Genomic DNA, 19404 nt, shown 5'->3' on the forward strand with positions numbered 1-19404 from the left:
AGCGGCAGGCCGATCACCAGCCCGGCCACCTGCTGCTCCGCCGCCAGCGCCGCCAGTGCCGCCTTGTCCGCCATGAATTTGGTGCGCTTGATGAGCAGCGCCGGGCTGGCAAACGCCCATCCCGCGTCGCACAGCGCGGTGCCGATCGTCTTCGTGCCCACGTCCAGCCCCAGCAGGCGGCCGCCACTGGGCAGCGCCGCACGAAATTCGGACCGGTCGGTGGTGATCACGCGGCGCTCACGGTGCCGGCGGGGTGGCGGTGAAGGCGGCCAGTCGCTTTGCAGAATCCGCGCGAAGATTTGCCCAGAACAGACTGTAATCAAACACATGATAATTGTTGCCGGGCAGCACGAACTGCTGGAGATCGGTGGGTGCCGCGCCGATCAGCAACAGCCCACGCCCCGCGCAGCGCGCCGGAATCCGCCCCGCCGCAATCGTCGCCGTCTTCAGATCGGCACTGGGGTAGAGCGTGCCCAGATTGGCGCTGGCCGGGGCCGCGCTGTCGGGCGTGCCGGTCAGCGGGTTGGTGCAGATCATCGCGGTGCCGCGCCGCGCCTGGCCGGTCAGGCCGGCGCCGGCGTCGAACACGTCGGTCACCATCGACGGATCGGCCGGCTCGCCAAAGCTCTGCCACGACAGGATGCAGCCGGCCTGGTCGGCGCGCGTGCATTCGGGCAGGCCCAAAGCCGGCAGGTCGGCCGTGCGCGATACCGGCCAGCCAGCGAGATAAACCGCGACGATCCGCCGCGCGACCGGCTGCCCCGCCACGCGCTCTTTCAGCAGGCGCAGCAGATGGAGCGATCCCTGGCTGTGGCCGGCAAGGATGATCGGCCGGTCGCCAGCCTGCACCAAAAACGTGTCGAACGCCGCGCGCACATCGCCATAGGCGAGGTCCAGCGCCTGATTGGCAGCGGCCGCATCGGTCAGGAACGCACCGAACGTCGCCTGGCGATAGGCCGGCGCCCAGATCGCCCCCGTGCCGTTGAACACGCTCGCCTGGCCGCGCACGAAGGTTGCCGCCAGATCATTGCCGCGCGCATCGTCCAGCGGTGCGTTCCAGTGCGAACGGTCAAGATAGGATGTCGGGTGGACGAAGAACACCGCCGCGCGCGGGTCGGCGGCGGGGGCATAGCCCTGGGGCGTCCACAGCGCGGGGTTGCCGGGCTTGTCCGGCCGCGCGATCCACCGCCGCGCATCGGCATAGGCATTGGCGGCAACCGGCGGCAGGGCCTCATAATCAATGCCCGGCACCATCGCCATGCGCATCAGCTGCGGCCCGAACAGGCGAAAGGCAAAGAGAGCGGCAATCGCCATGAAGACCAGGACCGCCACCCCGTAAAGAAACTTGCGCGCCAAGGCTTCACTCTCCCCGAACGCGCCGCTCCTGCCGCATCACGCGCGCGGCCGCAATCGCAAAGGGCGCACCTTCACGGGCGAAGGCGGTTGCGCGCGCGGCCATGCTGGTGCTAGCCGCGCTGGCATGGCAGTCGACATCGCAACCGTGCAACGCATTGCGGGCCTGGCCCGCATCGCCATTACCGAGGCGGAAGCCGCCCGGCTGGCGCCCGAACTCGGCAACATCCTGGGCTGGATCGAACAGCTGGGAGAGGTGGATACCAGCGGCGTCGCGCCGATGACGGCAGTGATCCCCAACCAGCTGCGCCTGCGCGACGATGTGGTGAACGCCGATCCGCTGACCGGCGGCAATGTGCGCGACGCGGTGCTGGCCAACGCGCCCCAGGCCGAACATGGCTTTTTCGCGGTGCCGAAGGTGATCGAATGAGCGCGCTGACCGATCTGGGCATTGCCGCCATCCGCGATGGCGTGGCGGCGGGCGATTTTTCCGCGCGCGAGGTGGCCGAGGCATTCATCGCCAAGGTGGCCGCCGCCAAGCCGCTCAACGCCTTTCTGGTCGAAACCCCCGATCATGCGCTGGCCGCCGCCGACGCCGCCGATGCCGCGCGCGCAGGCGGCGAGGTGCTGAAGCCGTTGGCCGGCGTGCCGATCGGCATGAAAGACCTGTTCTGCACCGCCGGCGTGCCGACCACGGCCGGCAGCCTGATTCTGGACGGGTTCACGCCGCCCTATGAATCGACCGTGTCCGCCAATCTGTGGGCGGCGGGCGCGGGCATGCTCGGCAAGCTGAACATGGACCAGTTCGCAATGGGATCGTCGAACGAGACGAGCGCGTTCGGCAATGTCATCTCGCCCTGGCGGCGCGGCGATGGCAGCAATGCGCCGCTGGCACCGGGGGGCTCTTCCGGCGGCTCGTCGGCAGCGGTGGCCGCGCGGCTGTGCCCGGGCGCGACCGGCACCGACACCGGCGGCTCGATCCGCCAGCCGGCCGCCTTCACCGGCATTTCGGGCATCAAGCCCACTTATGGCCGCTGCTCGCGCTGGGGCGTGGTGGCGTTCGCCTCGTCGCTCGACCAGGCAGGACCGATGGCGCGCGACGTGCGCGACTGCGCGCTGATGCTGGAGGCGATGGCCGGGTTCGATCCGAAGGACGCCACCTCGCTGAATGAATCGGTGCCGGCGTGGACTGCGTCTTTGTCAAGCAATCTCAAGGGCAAGCGCATCGGCATTCCCAGGGAATATCGCGTCGATGCGATGCCCGATGAGATTGACGCGCTGTGGCAGCAGGGGATCGACTGGCTGAAGGATGCGGGCGCCGAGATTGTCGAGGTGTCGCTGCCGCACACCAAATATGCGCTGCCCGCCTATTACATCATCGCGCCTGCCGAAGCCTCGTCGAACCTCGCCCGCTATGACGGTGTGCGCTATGGCCACCGCACCCTGCCCGATGGCGCGAACCTGCAGGACATGTATGCCGCCACCCGCGCCGCCGGCTTTGGCGACGAGGTGAAGCGCCGCATCATGATCGGCACTTATGTTTTGTCGGCAGGGTTTTACGACGCCTATTTCACGCAAGCCTCGAAGGTCCGCACGCTGATCGCGCGCGATTTCGAACTGGCCTGGGCGCAGTGCGACTATCTGCTGACGCCCACCGCGCCGAGCGCGGCCTTCGCGCTGGGCGAGAAGAGCGCCGATCCCATCGCCATGTATCTGAACGACGTTTTCACGGTGCCGTCGTCGCTCGCGGGGCTCCCCGCCATGAGCGTGCCGGGCGGGCTCGACCGGCAGGGCCTGCCGCTGGGGCTGCAGATCATCGGCAAGGCGCTGGACGAGCAGGGCGTGCTCAACGCGTCGCTCGCGCTGGAAGAACGCGCCGGCTTCGTCGCGCGCCCGGAGAAGTGGTGGTAAGATGAGCGACTATCGGATCAAGGGCGCCACCGGCGATTGGGAGGTCGTGATCGGCCTCGAAGTGCATGCGCAGGTCACGTCGCAGGCGAAGCTGTTCTCGGGCGCCGCCACTGCGTTCGGCGCGGAGCCCAACAGCCAGGTCAGCCTGGTCGATGCAGCGATGCCGGGCATGCTCCCCGTGCCCAACCGCGAGTGCATCCGCCAGGCGGTGCGCACCGGCATGGCGATCGAGGCGCAGATCAACAAATGGTCGCGCTTCGACCGCAAGAATTATTTCTATGCCGATCTGCCGCAGGGCTATCAGATCAGTCAGCTCTACCACCCGATCGTCGGCGAGGGCGCGATCGAGATCAGCCTGGATGACAAGAACCCCGATGCCGAGACCAAGCGGATCGGCATCGAGCGCATCCATGTTGAGCAGGACGCCGGCAAGCTGATGCACGATCAGCACCCGACGCGATCCTATGTCGATCTCAACCGCTCGGGCGTGGCGCTGATGGAAATCGTCAGCCGGCCCGACATGCGATCGCCTGCCGAAGCAGGGGCTTATCTGCGTAAGCTGCGATCAATTCTACGCTATGTCGGCAGCTGCGACGGCAATATGGAAGAAGGGTCGATGCGCGCCGACGTCAACGTCTCGGTGCGCCGCCCGGGCGAGCCGTTCGGCACCCGCACCGAGACCAAGAATGTCAACTCGGTGCGCTTCGTGATGCAGGCCATCGAGCATGAGGCGTCGCGCCAGGTCGATGTGCTGGAAGCCGGCGGCCGCATCGTTCAGGAAACCCGTCTGTTCGACCCCGACAGCGGCACGACGCGGTCGATGCGCTCCAAGGAGGATGCGCATGATTACCGCTATTTCCCCGATCCCGACCTGTTGCCGCTGGAGCTGGACGAGGCGTTTCTGGACGAGTGCCGCGCCAGCCTGCCCGAACTGCCCGACGCCAAGCGAGCGCGCTATCTGGCGCTCGGCATCACCCCTTATAATGCCGGGGTGCTGACGGCGGAGGTTGAGGCGGCACGCTGGTTCGATGCGCTGCTGGAGGCGGGCGCGAAGCCGGTGGCTGCGTCCAACTGGGTAACCTCGGAACTGTTCGGCGCGCTCAACCGGCTGGGGCGCGACATTGCGTCGTCGCCCGTGTCGCCCGCGCAGGCCGCCGAACTGCTGGCGCTGGTCGCCGATGGCACGCTGTCGGGGAGCCTGGCCAAGCAGGTGTTCGAGATCATGCTCGAAACCGGGCAGAATGCGGCTCAAATCGTCGACGAGCGCGGCCTCAAACAGACCAGCGACACCGGCGCGATCGAGGCTGAAATCGCCCGGGTGATGGAAGCCAATGCCGACAAGGTCGCCGATTATCGCGGCGGCAAGGACAAGTTGTTCGGCTTCTTCGTCGGCCAGGTGATGAAGGCGATGGGGGGCAAGGCGAACCCCGGTGTCGTCAACGACCTGCTCAAAAAGGCGCTGGGCTGACCGCCCGGCGCCGCCGCGTGCCGATGATCTGAGGGAAGGGGCAGGCCGCGTTCAGGCGGGGTGCCGCGCCGCCATGATGGTGGTGACCCCTACGGGACTCGAACCCGTGTTTCAGCCGTGAAAGGGCCGCGTCCTAGACCGCTAGACGAAGGGGCCATCGCTTGCGCTGCTGGCGTGGGGGAGGCGACTAGGCGAGCTTTTCGCGCCGGTCAAGCGCTGATCGCACATCAATCCGCCCAGGCCGCGTCATCCAGATGCAGCTCGGCAGTGGCGCGGCCGGACCAGTCGTCTATCCGGGCGCGGCCGGCAATCCACAGGCGGCGGTCGCGCGGCGCGCCCAGCAATGCCTGGCCCAGTGCGGTGTCGGCCTGGCGGAAGGCGACCGCCTTGATGCTGGCGCCATCGTCGCCCGCCACCACCAGCCGGACATGGCCGGTGCCGACCACATCGGCCTTCACCACGCGCACCGGCCCAGCGGCCACGCGCGGGGCGGGCCAGCCCATGCCATAGGGGCCGCCCGCTTCCAGGCTTTCGACCAGCGCCGGGTTCAGCCCGCGCGGCGCGACCAGCGCATCGAGCAGCAGCGCGCGCGTGCCCGCCGCCCGCGCGACCGGCTCGGCCAGTCGTTCCTCCAGAAAGGCAGTGAACGCCGCCACCTGGTCAGCCGCGATGGTGAGCCCGGCGGCCATGGCGTGCCCGCCGCCCGCCACCAGCAGCCCGGCCTCCTTCGCCTGAAGCACCGCCTGGCCCAGATCGACGCCCGCAATCGAGCGGCCGGAGCCCTTGCCGATACCCTGCTCATCCACCGCGATGACGATGGCGGGCAGGCCCAGTTTCTCCTTCAGCCGCCCGGCGACGATGCCGATCACGCCCGGGTGCCAGCCATTGCCGGCGACCACGCACACCGCGCCGGGCATGCCGGCCAGCCGCTCGGCCGCCATCTGCACCTCCGCCTCGATCGCGCGGCGTTCCTCGTTCAGCCGGTCGAGTTCGGCTGCGATGGCGCGTGCTTCCTCAGGATCGTCGGTGGTGAGCAGCCGCACGCCAAGGTCGGATTTGCCCACACGCCCGCCGGCATTGATGCGCGGCCCCAGCGCAAAGCCCAGATCGGTCGCGGTCGGCGCGCGGGTGAGGCGGCTGGCAGACATGAGTGCGGCGAGGCCGATATTGCGCCCCTGTGCCATCACCTTCAGCCCCTGCGCCACGAAGGCGCGGTTGAGGCCGCGCAGCGCCGCCACATCGGCCACCGTGCCCAGTGCGACGATGTCGAGCAGGTCGATCAGCTTGGGCTCGGTCCGGCTGGCGAAGAAGCCGCGCGCGCGCAACGTGCGCAGCAGCGCGGCCCCCAGCAGAAAGGCCACCCCCACCGCCGCCAGATGGCCATGCGCCGCGCCCTCGCCCTCATCGAGCCGGTTGGGGTTGACCAGCGCATAGGCGGCCGGCAGCTGCGGCGCGCACTTATGGTGGTCGACCACGATCACGTCGACGCCGGCGTCGCGCGCCATGTCGAGCGCCTCGAACGCCTGCGCGCCGCAATCCACCGTCACGATCAGCGTCGCGCCGCGCGCGCCCAGCCGCACCAGCGCCTCGCCGCTGGGGCCATAGCCTTCCATGAGCCGGTCGGGAATATAGGCATCGGGCCGCAGCCCCAGCGCGCGCAACAGGCGGATGAGCAGCGCGGCCGATGTCGCGCCATCCACGTCATAATCGCCGAACACGGTTACCGATTCGCCGGCGATCACCGCCGCCGCCAGCCGTTCGGCAGCGCGGTCCATGTCGCGGAAGATCGACGGGTCGGGCATGAAGGCGCGGATGCTGGGCGCGCGGTGCTCGGCCAGCTGCTCGGGCGGGCAGCCCCGGCTCAGCAGCAGCTGGGTGACCAGATCCTCCTCCGCCCCCCAGTCGCGCGCATCGGCGGCGCGGCCGCGCCACTGCCATGGCTGGCCAAGGATCGAGCGGGAGATGTTGAGCACCTGCATCACCCCACCCTAGCGCGGCGGCGCGTGGGGCGGAATTGGCCGCAACCGCTTATCCACAGCTTTGGCGGCGTGCCTCAGCGCCGGGCGTCATCCTCCGCGCGCTGGATCAACTGCCGGGCGCGCACGGCGCCGCTGTCAAAATCGGCGGTGTCGCGCGGCCGCAGGCTGGCGGCGCGCTGATAGAGCGCCAGTGCGGCGGCAAAATCGCCGCTTGCCTCTGCACAAAGCCCCGCATCATAGGCGAGCGCGAACTGGGGCACGGCCTCGTTCAGCGCGGCGATGGCCGCGCAGCCGCCGACCGGGTCGCGCTGCGTCTGTCGGATCGCATCCTTGAACCGGGCGCCGGTTTCCTTGTCCAGCCCGTCGCGGCTTTCGTAGAAGCGCATGTCATAGGTCTTGGTGAAGGGCGTGATGTTCGTCGCCGTTTCGATGGCGATGCTGTCCACCATGCCGCGGATGACGCCCTCGGTCGCGGGCGGCGGGCCGTCGCCGGGGCAGCGGGTGGTGCGGTCCTGCCGGGCCTTGCGTTCCGAATAGACGATGCGCCCGTCGCGGATGTCGGCAATGCGGATATCGGCGATCACGTCGATTGCGCGCTCGTTGCAGGTGACGTTGACCAGCTCGTTCTTCACGCATTTGTCGCCGTCGCGCTGGGTGCACTGGTTGCGCTGCTGCTGCACCCGGCGCTCGTTGACGTCGGTGGTGACGGACCCCGCCAGCGAGGCGGTGGCCGGCGCACCGCCCACCACCATGGTGAAATAGCCGCTGCGGCCGATCGCGCGTTCCAGCGCAAAGCCAAGCGCGGCGCCGTCCACCCCGGTCATCCGGTCGATCGAAATGCGGCGCAGGAAGCTCGCCTCGCGATACGGGGCCGGAAAATTGCCGGTGATGCGGATCGTCTCCGCCATGGCCGAGCCCGCCACCACCAATGCCAGCGCGCCCGCCACGCCGACGCCGATCCGCCTTGTCATCATTGCCCCCTCCCGTCAGTTCAACTGGTGTAATCCGGCAGCCAGCGCCCCTCTCGAAACCATTTGGTGACGACATATTTGACGCCCGTCACCACCGGCATCCCCTCGTGCAGGGTGGTGATGTTGGGCATCCCGTCCAGCCCCATATTATTCCAGATCAGGATCAGCCCCCGCCGGGGCAGCACGCGGATGCCGGCAGTCGGGAACCAGGTGGCGCCGCCTTCGTCGACATCGTTCAGATAGATCATCGCCGTCCAGGTGCGCTGGCCGCCTTCCTTCTTCACGCGCTGCCAATAGCTTTCGGTCTCGAAGAAATAGTCGTGATGCGCGCGGAAATGCTGGCCCGGGGCGTATCGCTGGCCCTGCATCGTCTCGCCATAAGCGGGGTCGATGCCGAGCAGGTTGGCCAGCCCCTCGTCGATCGGCTGCACGGCTTCCGCCCAGCGATCCAGGTCGCAGCTTTCCGAGGTGCGATAGCCATAATCGGGCCGGTCGCTCAAAATGGTCGAGGGGCGCCGCCCGGCGTCGATCATCTTCATCAACCGGGCACAGCTGGCGGCATCCAGATAATCCTCGCCGCAATAGGCCTGCACCCCTTCGGCGGGCAGGCGGATCAGGCGTGGGTTGGCATCGAGCTGCGCGGCGACGCGACGGCCGATCTCGGCGCGATTCTCGGCGGCGGGATCGGTCTTTCGCTTGAACGGATTGAACATGGCGGTGTCATTGTGTCGGCCCGCACCCGAAATGCAAGGCCCGCCCCCGGCGCGGCGGGCCTAGCGATCGGGCTACCAGAAGATGTCGTATACCACGTCTACCACTTCGCCGGTCCGGGTATCGACCAGCAGCGCGTCGCCATAATAGCGCACCCATTGATACGGCCAATAGGCCGGCGGCAGGTGATAGAGGAACGGATCGTTGATCCAGAATTGCTGCGAGAACAGCAACCCGTCGAGCGCGAACCCGATGCCGAAGCGCTGATAGCCAAAGCCCCAGCCGAACGGCGGCCGATAGGGCGGCAGGCGGAAGGCGAACTGGTTGAACTGCCGCCAGCCGCGCCAGTCAAACCGGTTGTCGAAGCGCCAGTCGCGGTTCCAGCCGCGGAAGCCGCCGCCGCCAAAGCCCGGGTTGCCCCAGTTGCCGCCGCCACGCCATCCATCACCGCGCCAGCCGTTGTTGCCTCGCCAGCCATTGTCCCCGCGCCAGCCATTATTGCCGCGCCAGTCCTGGCGGAAACCGGGCTGGCCAAAGCCGGGCTGTCCGAAACCGGGCTGGCCTGGCACAGGCTGGCCCAAACCAGGCCGGCCGAAGCCGCGCCCACCGCCGCCAAAGCCGGGCTGGCCGGGTACAGGCTGGCCCGGCACCGGTTGGCCGACACCGGGTTGACCGACGCCCGGCTGGCCCGGAAATCCGTTGCCCCGCCAGCGCCCGCCGCCCCATCCGCCGCCAAAGCCATCACCGCGCGGGCCATCGTTGCGGAAACCGCCACCGCCAAAGCCACCCTGGCCGCCACCGGGAAAGCCGGGACGATCCTGCCGGAAATCGGGCCGGTTCTGGGGAGGGTTGGGGGCAGGCTGCGGCATTGCCGGGCGATCGCCGCCCCAGCCGCGCCCCTGGCCACCCCAGCCACCGCCGCCGCCGCCGCGCCAGCCGCCGCCGGGCTGGCCACCACCCTGGCCGCCGCCCCAGCCACGGCCGCCACCGCCGCCGCCGCCCTGACCACCGCCGTCGCCCTGACCGCCGCGACCATCACCGCGCTGGCCGAAATCGGCGGGCGGGGCAGGGTTTGTCATCGGTGGGATGGCAGGGGGGTCGACGCGGGGACCGCCAAAGCCACCACCGCCCAGGCCACGGCCGCCGCCCTGGCCGAAATTGCCCGGTGGCGCAGCCGGGGGCGCAGGCGCATCGCCCCGCCCGCCGCCAAAGCCGCGCCCGCCGTCGCGGTCGATCACCACCGTCGGCACATCGCGCACGGGCGCCGAGCGTGGCAGCTGAACGGTGGCGGCATAATCGCCCGCGCGCCCGTCCGGCACCACTTCGGGTTGCACATCCTGTGCCCTGGCCACCGCCGGCATGGCTGCCGCTGCCATCAACGCCACCATCAGCGCCTTGCGCATAAGTCCCTCCGCCCGCCGCTCCTGGCCCAGCTGCCCGCGACGATAGACGCGGCTATGCGCCTGGCGCCATGTCGCCATTCTGAACCCTTCTGTCAGCGAAATGAAAGATTTTGCGACAATTGCCTTGGCGGCTACCGGGGCGGCTTAGCCGGGGTGAGCGCGGGGACGAGTTTGCTGGCGTCTTCGGTCGAAATGTCGGGGCGGGGCGGCCCCTCCACCGTTTCGTCCCCGCGCTGGATGCGCGCGGCCAGCTGCACCGCCTCGATCACGCGGGGATAGACGCCGCAGCGGCAGAGATTGGTGATCGCCGCCTCGATATCACTGTCCGACGGGTTGCGATTTTTCTTCAGCAGCGCGGCCGCCGCCATGATCATGCCGGCCGTGCAGAACCCGCACTGGACGACGTTGCGAGCGATCCATGCCTGTTGCAGCGGATGGTCGCGCTCCCGCGACAGACCTTCGATCGTGGTGACGAAGGTGCCTTCCAGCGCGCCGATCGGGGTGACGCAGGCCCGCACCGCCGCGCCATCGATATCCACCGTGCACGCGCCGCAATCACCCGTGCCGCAGCCATATTTGGTGCCGGTCAGGTTCGACGCATCGCGCAACGCCCACAGCAGAGGCGTTTTCGGGTCCAGCCGATATTCGATTGCCTGATTGTTGACGGTGAATTTGGTCATGGTCGCTTCGGACTCGGCAGGTCGCTCACCATGCGGTCGCCGTCAATCACGATCGGGCTGGCGACGCCGGGCAACCCCGCGCGCGTGATCGCCATGCCGCGCGCGATCACCTGCGGATCGGCAAAGACTTCGGCCACCGTGTTGATCGGTCCGGCCGGCACGCCCGCCGCCTCCAGCGCTTCGTAGAGTTCGGCCTTGCGCCACTGGACGATGGCAGCGGTGAGCGCGGCGATCAGCGCGGCGCGGTTGCGCACGCGTTCGGGGTTCGTCGCAAAGCGCGGATCGCTGGCGAGCGGCAGGCCGAGCACGGCGCATAATTTGGCGAACTGCCCGTCATTGCCGACCGCAACGATCAGCTCGCCATCGGCACAGGTGAACGCCTGATAGGGGGCGAGATTGGCATGCCCATTGCCCATCCGGTGCGGCACCACGCCGCTCGCCATCCAGTTGAGCGCCTGGTTGGCGAGCACCGCCACCTGCGTGTCGAGCAGCGCCATGTCGATATGCGCGCCCCGATAGCTTTCTGGCCCGGTCGCGTCGCGCTGGCGAAGTGCGGCCAGGATCGCGACCGCCGAATAGACGCCGGTGAAGATGTCGGCATAGGCGATGCCGGTCTTTTGCGGCGGCCCGCCCGGCTCCCCGGTCATCGACATGATGCCGCCCATGCCCTGGATGATGAAATCATAGCCGGCGCGGTGCGCATAGGGGCCGGTCTGCCCGAAGCCGGTGATCGAGCAGGTGATGAGACGCGGGTTGATCGCGGCGAGGCTGGCATGATCGAGGCCATATTTGGCGAGGCCGCCGACCTTGTAATTCTCGATCACCACGTCCGCATCGCGCACCAACTCGCGGATTTCCGCCTGACCTTCGGTGGTGGCGATGTCGATCGCGAGCGCGCGCTTGCCGCGATTGGCCGAGTGATAATAGGCCGCATCGAGGTTCTCCCCGTCCGGCCCGGCCATAAACGGTGGCCCCCAATGCCGCGTATCATCGCCGGCGCCCGGCCGCTCGACCTTGATCACCTCGGCACCCAGATCGGCGAGCAACTGCCCGCACCAAGGCCCGGCAAGAATGCGCGCGAGTTCGATGACTTTCAGGCCGGTCAGCGGGCGGATCATGCCAGCGTGGTCGGCGGGTTGGGGCCCGGGGTCAAGGGGGAGGACCGGAGCTGGGACTGGTGAACAGCGGACATTGCTATCGATGTGGGCACGCCAATGCTGGCGTCAGTGTGATGTTCCGATACGTGAGTGGGATGTGCTTTTCACCTTCGTCGGTTTCTACCGTCGCAATTCCTTTGAAAGTGGCCGGTGTCCCGCTTCCGCTTGCTGACATGGCATCCGTCCGCTGTACGGGCGCATAAAGCGTCACCAGTACAAACGAACGCAATTCCATAGGGTTGCGTTGGTTAAACCACGTTGCCCCTTGGCTTCCTTCTCCCGCGAGTTCGCCATTTGGCGTTGCGCTGCTTCCTGCCTTGATCCTCCATCCTCCCGGGATGTGACAGATCGAGTTGAACTCTACACCCCAAGTGTCGAACGAAAACGCTGAGACGCTTTGTGTGTCTTTGACCGGTAGACCGACCACCGAGAGTAGATATGTGCGAGGGTGGTCGGCAGCGGAAGCTGCTGCCGGCATCAAAAGTAGAATTGAGAACAGTTTTTTCATCGACAAACAATCGTCAAGCAGCCGCAGATCTGCAAGTGTTGCGAAAGTTGCCGCAACGGTTCTTCCTTCAAAACGCGGCAATCCCCGTGATCGCGCGGCCCAAAATCAGCGCGTGCACGTCATGCGCGCCTTCATAGGTGTTGACCGTTTCCAGGTTCATCAGGTGGCGCATCACCTGATATTCGGCCGAAATGCCGTTGCCGCCATGCATGTCGCGCGCGGCGCGGGCGATATCGAGTGCCTTGCCGACATTGTTGCGCTTCACGATCGAGATCATCTCCGGCGCGAATTTATGCGCGTCCATCAGCCGGCCGACACGCAAGGACGCCTGGAGCCCCAGCGCGATCTCGCTTTCCATATCGGCGAGCTTCTTCTGGTAGAGCTGGGTCGCGGCAAGCGGCCGGCCGAATTGCTTGCGATCCAGCCCATATTGGCGCGCGGCGTGGAAGCAGAATTCGGCCGCGCCCATTGCCCCCCATGAAATCCCGTAGCGCGCGCGGTTGAGGCAGCCGAACGGCCCTTTCAGGCCCTGCACATTGGGCAGCAGCGCGTCCTCGCTTACTTCCACGCCGTCCATCACGATCATGCCGGTGATCGAGGCGCGTAAAGACAGCTTGCCCTCGATCTTGGGGGTGGAAAGGCCCTTCATGCCCTTTTCCAGCACGAAGCCGCGAATGCCGCCGCCATGCGCGTCGCTCTTGGCCCAGACGACGAAGACATCGGCGATCGGCGCGTTCGAAATCCAGGTCTTGGTGCCGTAGAGGCGATAACCGCCGTCCACTTTTTCGGCGCGGCTCAGCATGCCGCCGGGGTCGGAGCCCGCATCGGGCTCGGTCAGCCCGAAACAGCCGATCCAGGCGCCGCTCGCCAGCTTGGGCAGATATTTGTGCCGCTGCTCTTCGGAGCCATATTCATAGATCGGGAACATCACGAGGCTCGACTGCACGCTCATCATCGAGCGATAGCCCGAGTCGATCCGCTCCACCTCGCGCGCGACGAGGCCATAGGAGACATAATTCGCGCCGACGCCGCCATATTCGGCCGGAATGGTGGGGCCGAGCAGGCCGACCGCGCCCATCTCCGCAAAGATTTCGGGGTCCGTCCTTTCATGGTTGAACGCGTCGATGATGCGCGGCGCCAGCCGATCCTGCGCATAGGCGTGGGCGGTGTCGCGGATGGCGCGCTCCTCTTCGCTCAACTGGTCGTCGAGAAAGAAGGGGTCGGCCCAATCGAACCTGCTCATGCCGGACATCGCATTCACTCCATGTGACGTGGCCCACCGAATGGCGCCCAAGCGCGTGATTTGTCCAGCCCAAAGCTCTATGGACCGGGGCGATGGACGACTATCTGCCCTGCCGCTCGGCGCTGTTCCTGCCTGCGTCGAACCCGCGCGCGATTGCCAAGGCGCGCACGCTTGAGTGCGACACGCTGATCCTGGACCTGGAGGATGCGGTGGCGCCCGATGCAAAGGTGGCCGCGCGGGCTGCGGCGGTCGAGGCGGCCCGCGCCGGCGGATTCCCCGCGCGCCGGCTGGTGCTGCGCGTCAATGCGCGCGACACGGCCTGGGGAGCGGACGATCTGGCAGCGGCGGCAGACGCGCCGTTCGATGCGGTGCTGGTGCCCAAGGTCGGCACGCCGGCCGATGTCCGCAGCTATGCCGCCGCGCTCGCCGGATGCCCCTTGTGGATCATGGTGGAGACGTGCCTGGCGCTGGGCCAGTTGCAGGCACTGGCGGATTGCGCGGGCGAGGGGCTGGCCGCCTTCGTCGTCGGCACCAACGATCTGGCGCTTGAAATGCGGTGCGCGGGGCGTGCCGCGCTGATGCCGATCCTGCCCTTCGTGGTGGCGGCGGCCCGCTCGCGCGGGCTGATCGTGCTCGACGGAGTGTGCAACGACTTCAACGACCTGGCAGCGTTCGCGACCGAGGCGGGGCAGGGGCGGGCGCTGGGCTTTGACGGCAAGACGCTGATCCACCCGGCGCAGATTGCGCCGTGCCACGCCGCGTTCACGCCCAGCGATGCCGAGGCCGCCCGCGCCCGCGCCATCGTCACCGCCTTTGCCCTGCCTGAAAATGCCGGGCGCGGCGCCATCCAGCTCGACGGGCGGATGGTGGAGCGGCTGCATCTGGTGGAGGCTGAGCGCACGCTTGCGCTTCTCGCCGCCGCCGAACCCGGTTATGCACTGGCCAACATGATCTGAACTGGAGAGGCACGATGGCAACCCTGCTGAAACCCGCAACCGTCCGCGATCAGGTGTCGGCGGAGGAGTGGCAGGCCCGGGTCGATCTGGCCGCGGCCTATCGGCTGGTCGCGCTCTATGGCTGGGACGATCTGATCTTCACGCACCTGTCGGCGCGCGTTCCGGGGCCGGAGCATCATTTCCTGATCAATCCCTATAACATGATGTTCGAGGAAATGACCGCCTCGGCGCTGGTCAAGATCGATATCGAGGGCAATCAGGTGTTCGGCGAGCCCGCCGCCGTCAACCGCGCGGGCTTTGTCATCCATTCGGCAATCCACATGGCGCGCGAGGATGCCAATTCGGTGATGCACCTGCACACCCCCTATGGCCAGGCGGTGTCGGCAATGGCCGACGGGCTGCTGCCGCACACGCAGACGGCGATGATCGCCGCGCATGATGTTGCCTATCACGACTATGAAGGCATCGCGACCGAGCTGGACGAGCGCGAGCGGCTGGTGGCTGACCTGGGCGACAAGAACGCCATGATCCTGCGCAACCACGGCACGCTGGCAACGGGCGCGAGCGTCGCGCAGGCGTTCATCCGCCTCTATTTCCTGGAGCGCGCCTGCGAAGCGCAGGTGCACATGCTGAGCGCCGGCCGCGACGGCCTCAACACCCCGCCCCAGGGCGTGGAGCATAAGGTGAAGGAACAGTCGAGCGGCGCGGGGATGGCGATGCTGGCGCAGGGGCTGGCCTGGCCGGCGCTGCTGCGCAAGCTGGACCGGCACAATCCGGGGTATGACGCCTGACGGAGCGCTGTTCTTAACGCGGCATCGAAGGAAGCATGATGATCCCCGGCTTTGATCCGGACAGCTTTGTTGCGGCCACCCTCGCCGAGGATCTCGGCCCCGGCGGCGATGTCACTTCGCAGGCCGTGATCCCGGCCGACGCCCGTTTTGCCGGGGTGATGGCCAGCCGCGATGCCATCGTGGTCGCCGGCCTGCCGCTGGCCGAGGCATTCTTCCGGGCGCTCGACCCGAATTGCACGGTCGACCGGCTGGTGGAGGATGGGGCGCGGGTCGCCCCCGGGGCGCCGCTGCTGCGCCTTTCGGGCCTGGCGCGCGCTCTGCTGACCGCCGAACGATCCGCGCTCAACACGGTGCAGCATCTGTCGGGCATCGCCACCATGACCCGGGCCTATGTCGATGTGATTGCCGGCACGGGCGCCACCTTGCTCGACACGCGCAAGACGATTCCGGGCCTGCGTCTGCTGGAGAAATATGCCACGCGGATGGGCGGCGCGCAGAACCACCGCATGGGACTGTGGGATGCGGCGATGATCAAGGACAATCACGTCGCAGTCGCCGGATCGGTGGAGGAAGCGGTGGCGCGGGCGGTGCGCGCGGGCATTGCGCGCATCATCGTGGAGGTTGACCGGCTCGACCAGATCGAGCCCGCGCTGGCGGCGGGCGCCACCCATTTGCTGCTCGACAACATGGCGCCGGACATGCTGCGCGAGGGCGTGGCGCTGATCGCGGGGCGCGTGCCGGCCGAGGCATCGGGCGGGGTGCGGCTCGACACCATCCGCGCGATTGCCGAGACGGGCGTGACCTATATCAGCGTCGGCCGGCTGACCCAGTCGGCGCCTGCCGCCGATATCGGGCTGGATTTCACGCCGCTGGCCTGAGCGGTTGCGCGGTGGGGATGGCGCGTTATGCTGCCCCTGAAAATCGGCTACCGGGGGGAGAGGGCGATGATCCAGCGTCCGAAGAGCATTGCCTTGTTTCAGCTATTCTATTCGGCCTATGCACTGGTCGGCTTTGGCGGGTCGTACCTCGCACTCACACGAAACGCGGAGATCCAGGCAATCAATGTCGATGGCGGCGGCTGGCTGATCCCGGTATCGCTGGTCGCGCCCTTGCTGATCGCGGCGTTGATCTGGTTTTTCGTGGTCCGCCAGGCGAGCCAGGTCGCGGCGTGGATTGCCACCTTGCTGTTCGTCATCAATCTTGCTGCCAGCGCGGTTGCGCTGCTGCGCTGGCAGGACGGCGCGGCCGACGGTGTGGCGCTGGCCTTGGGTCTTGTCGCAACCTTCTTCTTCCTGCTGGCCGTCATCATGCTGTGGCGGGGCGAGACACTGGCCTGGTTCAGCACAGCGCGGACGAAAGGCCGGGTGTGACGCGCCTTGCGCTGGCGGCGCTGGCGCTGCTGGGCCAGCCGGCACTCGCCCAGGCGCAGGCCTATCGCTGCGCGGTGCCGGCGACGGTGGAGACACCCCGCGCCGAGGGGCCGACCGACCGGGAGCCGGCGCGCCTTCTGCCGATTGGCGGCTACACGCTCGCGCTCAGCTGGGCGGCCGAATATTGCCACGGCAATGGCGGCGAGCGGTCGGCGCAGTTCCAGTGCGGCACTGGCAACCGCTTCGGCTTCGTGCTCCACGGGCTCTGGCCCGATGGGGAAGGGGCGGTGTGGCCGCAATATTGCCGCCCGGCGGCGCTGTTGCCGGGCGCCACCATCCGCCGCAACCTGTGCGCCACGCCCTCGGCGCAATTGCTGCAGCACGAATGGGCCAAGCACGGCACCTGCATGAGCGACACGCCCGACGCCTATTTCGCGCGCTCGACCGGGCTGTTCGCGCGGCTGCGCTTTCCGGACATGGATGCCTTGTCGCGCGTGCGCGGGCTGACGGCGGGGCAGGTGGCGCAGGCGCTGGCCACAGCCAATCCGGGGCTGTCACCAGCGATGATGCGGATCGTCGCCAACCGGCGCGGCTGGCTGGAGGAGGTGTGGTTGTGCCTCGACCGCCGCTTCCGCTACGCGACCTGCCCCGCCCATCAGGCGGGCACGCCGCCCGACGCAAGGGTGAAAATCTGGCGGGGCGACCGCTGATCGTTCAGCGGTCGATCACCGCGCCGGCCGGGTGGTGCCGGTCCAGATGCCGCTTGATGATGCGCAGATTGCGCGTGTTGGAGCGGAACAGATAGTCCGGCACCAGCCCGATCACCGGTATCAGCCCCAGCAGAAAGTCGATCCCCACATTGCCGGCCATGCGCGCCAGCTGCCAGCGCGACATGCCGAGCGTGCGCGCTTCCCAGATCAGCCAGCCGCCCAGCGCCGCCGCCACGACATCGCCGACGCCGGGGATCAGATCGAGCAGCACGTCGAGGCCGACGCGCCGGTTGAGCAGCGGCACCGTCACCAGCCCCTCCAGCACATGCTCCAGCATTTCCACACGCTGCCGCACCGCCGCCGGGCTGGTGGCCGCAGCGGCAAGGGCATCGAACTGTCTTATCATAACCATACAGCTTAGGTTGGTGCGCGCCGCAGCTGGTTCAAGGGGTGCCAGGCGCGCGCATTGGGCTGCCACCGCGCCAGCCGCAGCGCCACCACCGACCAGCGCAGCGGGCGGGCCAGCGGGATGAAGGCCTGATCGGCGGCCAGCGCGCGATCCGCCTGCGCCAGGAATACCGCGCGGGTCGACAGGTCGTTCGCGTCGCGCGCGGCGGCGATGTTGGCGCGTGCCTCCTCGCTGCACAGCTGGCAGGCCAGCGCCAGATACCAGCGCGCGCTGTCATAGGGGGCAACCGCATCGATCAGCCGCAGATCGGCCGGCGCGGCGAGCGCCACGCGTACCGGCTCAATGCCGATCGCCGAGAGCGACGCGCCGACAAAGCCGAACAGCACCGTCGCACCCGGGCCGGCGGGCAGGGCGATGCGAACCTGCGGGGCGGCCCCGCCATGCGCCGTTCGCCAGCGCTCGACAGCGGCGCGCGCGACGGCGCGGCGCTGATCGGCAGGGGTTGCCACCCAGTCCGGCCGGGCGGGCAGCGTTGCAGCGTCAAGCTGGGCGGGGAGCAATTGCTCGGTGCCCTGCCAGCCGGCGGCGAAGGCGGCGACCAGCGCGGCGCGGTCGATGGCCTGCGCCACTGCCGCGCGATTTTCCACCGTCGCCAGAAAGCCGCTGCGGTCCACCACCGCCAGCCCGAACAGCCCCGCTGCCGGATCGAGCCGCAGATTGGCGGGCGCGATCCCGGCGGCGGAGGCCAGCGGCCAGTCGACAAAGGTGCCGCCCAGGATCAGGTCCGACTGGCGGCTGGTGAAACGGGCGAGCGCGCGTGCAGCGCGTTCGGCAACAATCAGCACATCCTGTTCCGGCCCGGGCGGATCGACATCCTCGGCTGCCGCGAGCACGGGGTCGAAAGCGGGGGTCAGCGTCTGGAACCGGCCCTTGCCCGCCGCCAGCCGGAACGGGCCGGTGCCCCCGGGCGGCCGCTGCCGCACGATGGCCAGTTCGGGCTGCGCGAAAAGGGAGAGCAGATCGGGCCGGGGCCGCTTCAACCGCACCTCGATCACTTCCGGCGTCATTTCCACAATCTCGTCGATCGCGGAAAGGAAGGGGGCAAGCGGATTGCGCGATTGCGCCGCGATCTGGCGGTTGAGGATGGTCACCACATCGGCGGCCGTCACCCGCTTGCCGTCGCTCCAGTTCGCCTCGCGCAGGCGGAAGACATAGCTTTCGCCATTGTCGAGCACGGTCCAGCGTTCGGCCAGGCCCGGGGCGATCTGCCCCTGATTGTCAAAGCGGACCAGGCCCTGTGCCAGCGAGTCGGCCATTACTCGCGCCGGCAGGCCCAGCGTGCCGCGCGCACTGTCTGCCATGATCGCGCCCTTGCCGATCACGCTCACCACCACCGGCCCGGCATCCGGCCGGGGATTGCACCCGGCCAGCATCGCCGCCGCCAGCACGAGCACCGGCCGCACCCGCAGGCGCGCCGCATCGGGCAGGCGGTTCGAAATGGGCTTCATACCCCGCTCTATGGCAAAGCCGGGTGCCCCAGCACAATGAGGTTCGGCAATGGGTGGGGGAGGGCAGACCGCCTGTGCCGATTTCGACCCGTCGGGCAGGCGCCGCTGCCCCGCGCAGTTCGCCATGGTGCGGACGGCGGGACTCGAACCCGCACTTCCCGGGGGAAAACAGATTTTAAGTCTGGTGCGTCTACCAGTTTCGCCACGTCCGCATCGCCGGCCAGTCAGCGCATGCGGCCGCGCGCGTCAAGCGCTGGTTGGTGTTTGGTTTGAACG

20 protein-coding genes and 2 tRNA genes are annotated in these 19404 nt (G+C 68.2%); 8 read left to right on the forward strand and 14 right to left on the reverse strand.

Translation table 11 applies throughout. The features are described 5' to 3' along the window. A partial coding sequence (gene ruvX, locus K2Y03_RS03290; RefSeq protein WP_294088250.1) for a Holliday junction resolvase RuvX occupies window positions 1–230 on the reverse strand: 230 nt, incomplete at its 3' end. A 7-nt stretch (window positions 231–237) separates the two neighbouring features. Continuing rightward, window positions 238–1356 (reverse strand): DUF3089 domain-containing protein, encoded by a 1119-nt coding sequence (locus K2Y03_RS03295; RefSeq protein ID WP_294088254.1) that lies wholly within the window; start codon window positions 1354–1356, stop codon window positions 238–240. A gap of 124 nt (window positions 1357–1480) precedes the next feature. On the opposite strand from K2Y03_RS03295, the gene gatC reads away from it, so the two are divergent. From gatC to gatB, 3 genes are read left to right on the forward strand one after another with little or no spacing between them, the layout of a single operon-like run. After that, a complete protein-coding gene (gatC, locus tag K2Y03_RS03300; protein ID WP_294088256.1) occupies window positions 1481–1783 on the forward strand; it encodes an Asp-tRNA(Asn)/Glu-tRNA(Gln) amidotransferase subunit GatC in 303 nt (100 codons plus the stop codon). Continuing rightward, complete coding sequence (gene gatA / locus K2Y03_RS03305) at window positions 1780–3264, forward strand: Asp-tRNA(Asn)/Glu-tRNA(Gln) amidotransferase subunit GatA (protein WP_294088257.1); 1485 nt, start codon at window positions 1780–1782, stop codon at window positions 3262–3264. Before gatC ends, gatA begins: the two co-directional genes overlap by 4 nt. 1 nt (window position 3265) lies before the next feature. Next, window positions 3266–4732, forward strand: coding sequence for an Asp-tRNA(Asn)/Glu-tRNA(Gln) amidotransferase subunit GatB (gene gatB, locus K2Y03_RS03310; protein ID WP_294088259.1), 1467 nt, complete (start codon window positions 3266–3268; stop codon window positions 4730–4732). 80 nt (window positions 4733–4812) lie between these two features. On the opposite strand, the gene K2Y03_RS03315 is transcribed toward gatB, so the two are convergent. From K2Y03_RS03315 to K2Y03_RS03355, 9 genes are all read right to left on the reverse strand, one after another. After that, window positions 4813–4888 (reverse strand) — tRNA-Glu (locus K2Y03_RS03315). Window positions 4889–4959: 71 nt separating this feature from the next. Continuing rightward, window positions 4960–6714 (reverse strand): single-stranded-DNA-specific exonuclease RecJ, encoded by a 1755-nt coding sequence (gene recJ / locus K2Y03_RS03320; RefSeq protein ID WP_294088261.1) that lies wholly within the window; start codon window positions 6712–6714, stop codon window positions 4960–4962. A 71-nt stretch (window positions 6715–6785) separates the two neighbouring features. Beyond that, window positions 6786–7682, reverse strand: coding sequence for a hypothetical protein (locus K2Y03_RS03325; protein WP_294088262.1), 897 nt, complete (start codon window positions 7680–7682; stop codon window positions 6786–6788). Between the two features lie 20 nt (window positions 7683–7702). Then, entirely contained in the window at window positions 7703–8395 is a 693-nt protein-coding gene (locus tag K2Y03_RS03330; protein WP_294088264.1) for a 2OG-Fe(II) oxygenase, read from the reverse strand. A gap of 72 nt (window positions 8396–8467) precedes the next feature. Next, window positions 8468–9874 carry an RcnB family protein gene (locus tag K2Y03_RS03335; RefSeq protein WP_294088265.1) on the reverse strand — a complete coding sequence of 469 codons (1407 nt, stop codon included), beginning with the start codon at window positions 9872–9874 and terminating at the stop codon, window positions 8468–8470. A gap of 53 nt (window positions 9875–9927) precedes the next feature. Beyond that, window positions 9928–10476, reverse strand: coding sequence for a (2Fe-2S)-binding protein (locus tag K2Y03_RS03340; RefSeq protein ID WP_294088266.1), 549 nt, complete (start codon window positions 10474–10476; stop codon window positions 9928–9930). After that, the gene (locus K2Y03_RS03345; RefSeq protein ID WP_294088268.1) at window positions 10473–11594 is read right to left on the reverse strand and encodes a CaiB/BaiF CoA-transferase family protein; all 1122 of its coding nucleotides are present in this window, start codon (window positions 11592–11594) and stop codon (window positions 10473–10475) included. Before K2Y03_RS03345 ends, K2Y03_RS03340 begins: the two co-directional genes overlap by 4 nt. A 76-nt stretch (window positions 11595–11670) precedes the next feature. After that, the gene (locus K2Y03_RS03350; RefSeq protein ID WP_294088269.1) at window positions 11671–12141 is read right to left on the reverse strand and encodes a hypothetical protein; all 471 of its coding nucleotides are present in this window, start codon (window positions 12139–12141) and stop codon (window positions 11671–11673) included. 67 nt (window positions 12142–12208) lie between these two features. Beyond that, window positions 12209–13393, reverse strand: coding sequence for an acyl-CoA dehydrogenase (locus K2Y03_RS03355; protein WP_294088270.1), 1185 nt, complete (start codon window positions 13391–13393; stop codon window positions 12209–12211). Between the two features lie 83 nt (window positions 13394–13476). On the opposite strand from K2Y03_RS03355, the gene K2Y03_RS03360 reads away from it, so the two are divergent. The 5 genes from K2Y03_RS03360 (at window position 13477) to K2Y03_RS03380 (ending at window position 17211) form a co-directional block, all read left to right on the forward strand. After that, a complete protein-coding gene (locus tag K2Y03_RS03360; protein WP_294088271.1) occupies window positions 13477–14340 on the forward strand; it encodes a CoA ester lyase in 864 nt (287 codons plus the stop codon). Window positions 14341–14354: 14 nt separating this feature from the next. Further along, window positions 14355–15131, forward strand: coding sequence for a class II aldolase/adducin family protein (locus tag K2Y03_RS03365; protein ID WP_294088272.1), 777 nt, complete (start codon window positions 14355–14357; stop codon window positions 15129–15131). Between the two features lie 38 nt (window positions 15132–15169). After that, window positions 15170–16009 (forward strand): carboxylating nicotinate-nucleotide diphosphorylase, encoded by an 840-nt coding sequence (gene nadC, locus K2Y03_RS03370; protein ID WP_294088273.1) that lies wholly within the window; start codon window positions 15170–15172, stop codon window positions 16007–16009. Window positions 16010–16075: 66 nt separating this feature from the next. Further along, window positions 16076–16501: a hypothetical protein gene (locus K2Y03_RS03375; protein WP_294088276.1), complete on the forward strand. Its 426-nt coding sequence runs from the start codon at window positions 16076–16078 to the stop codon at window positions 16499–16501. Then, window positions 16498–17211 carry a ribonuclease T2 gene (locus tag K2Y03_RS03380; protein ID WP_294088278.1) on the forward strand — a complete coding sequence of 238 codons (714 nt, stop codon included), beginning with the start codon at window positions 16498–16500 and terminating at the stop codon, window positions 17209–17211. The genes K2Y03_RS03375 and K2Y03_RS03380 overlap by 4 nt, the downstream gene beginning before the upstream one ends. Window positions 17212–17215: 4 nt before the next feature. On the opposite strand, the gene K2Y03_RS03385 is transcribed toward K2Y03_RS03380, so the two are convergent. The 3 genes from K2Y03_RS03385 to K2Y03_RS03395 all read right to left on the reverse strand — a co-directional run bounded on the left by K2Y03_RS03385 (window position 17216) and on the right by K2Y03_RS03395 (window position 19340). Beyond that, complete coding sequence (locus K2Y03_RS03385) at window positions 17216–17623, reverse strand: DUF4112 domain-containing protein (RefSeq protein ID WP_294088280.1); 408 nt, start codon at window positions 17621–17623, stop codon at window positions 17216–17218. Window positions 17624–17628: 5 nt separating this feature from the next. Then, window positions 17629–19128 carry an ABC transporter substrate-binding protein gene (locus K2Y03_RS03390; RefSeq protein WP_294088281.1) on the reverse strand — a complete coding sequence of 500 codons (1500 nt, stop codon included), beginning with the start codon at window positions 19126–19128 and terminating at the stop codon, window positions 17629–17631. 125 nt (window positions 19129–19253) lie between these two features. Beyond that, a tRNA-Leu gene (locus tag K2Y03_RS03395) sits at window positions 19254–19340 on the reverse strand. Between the last annotated feature and the right edge of the window lie 64 nt (window positions 19341–19404).

The sequence above is a fragment of the Sphingomonas sp. genome (genome assembly GCF_019746015.1).
GTDB lineage: Bacteria > Pseudomonadota > Alphaproteobacteria > Sphingomonadales > Sphingomonadaceae > Sphingomonas.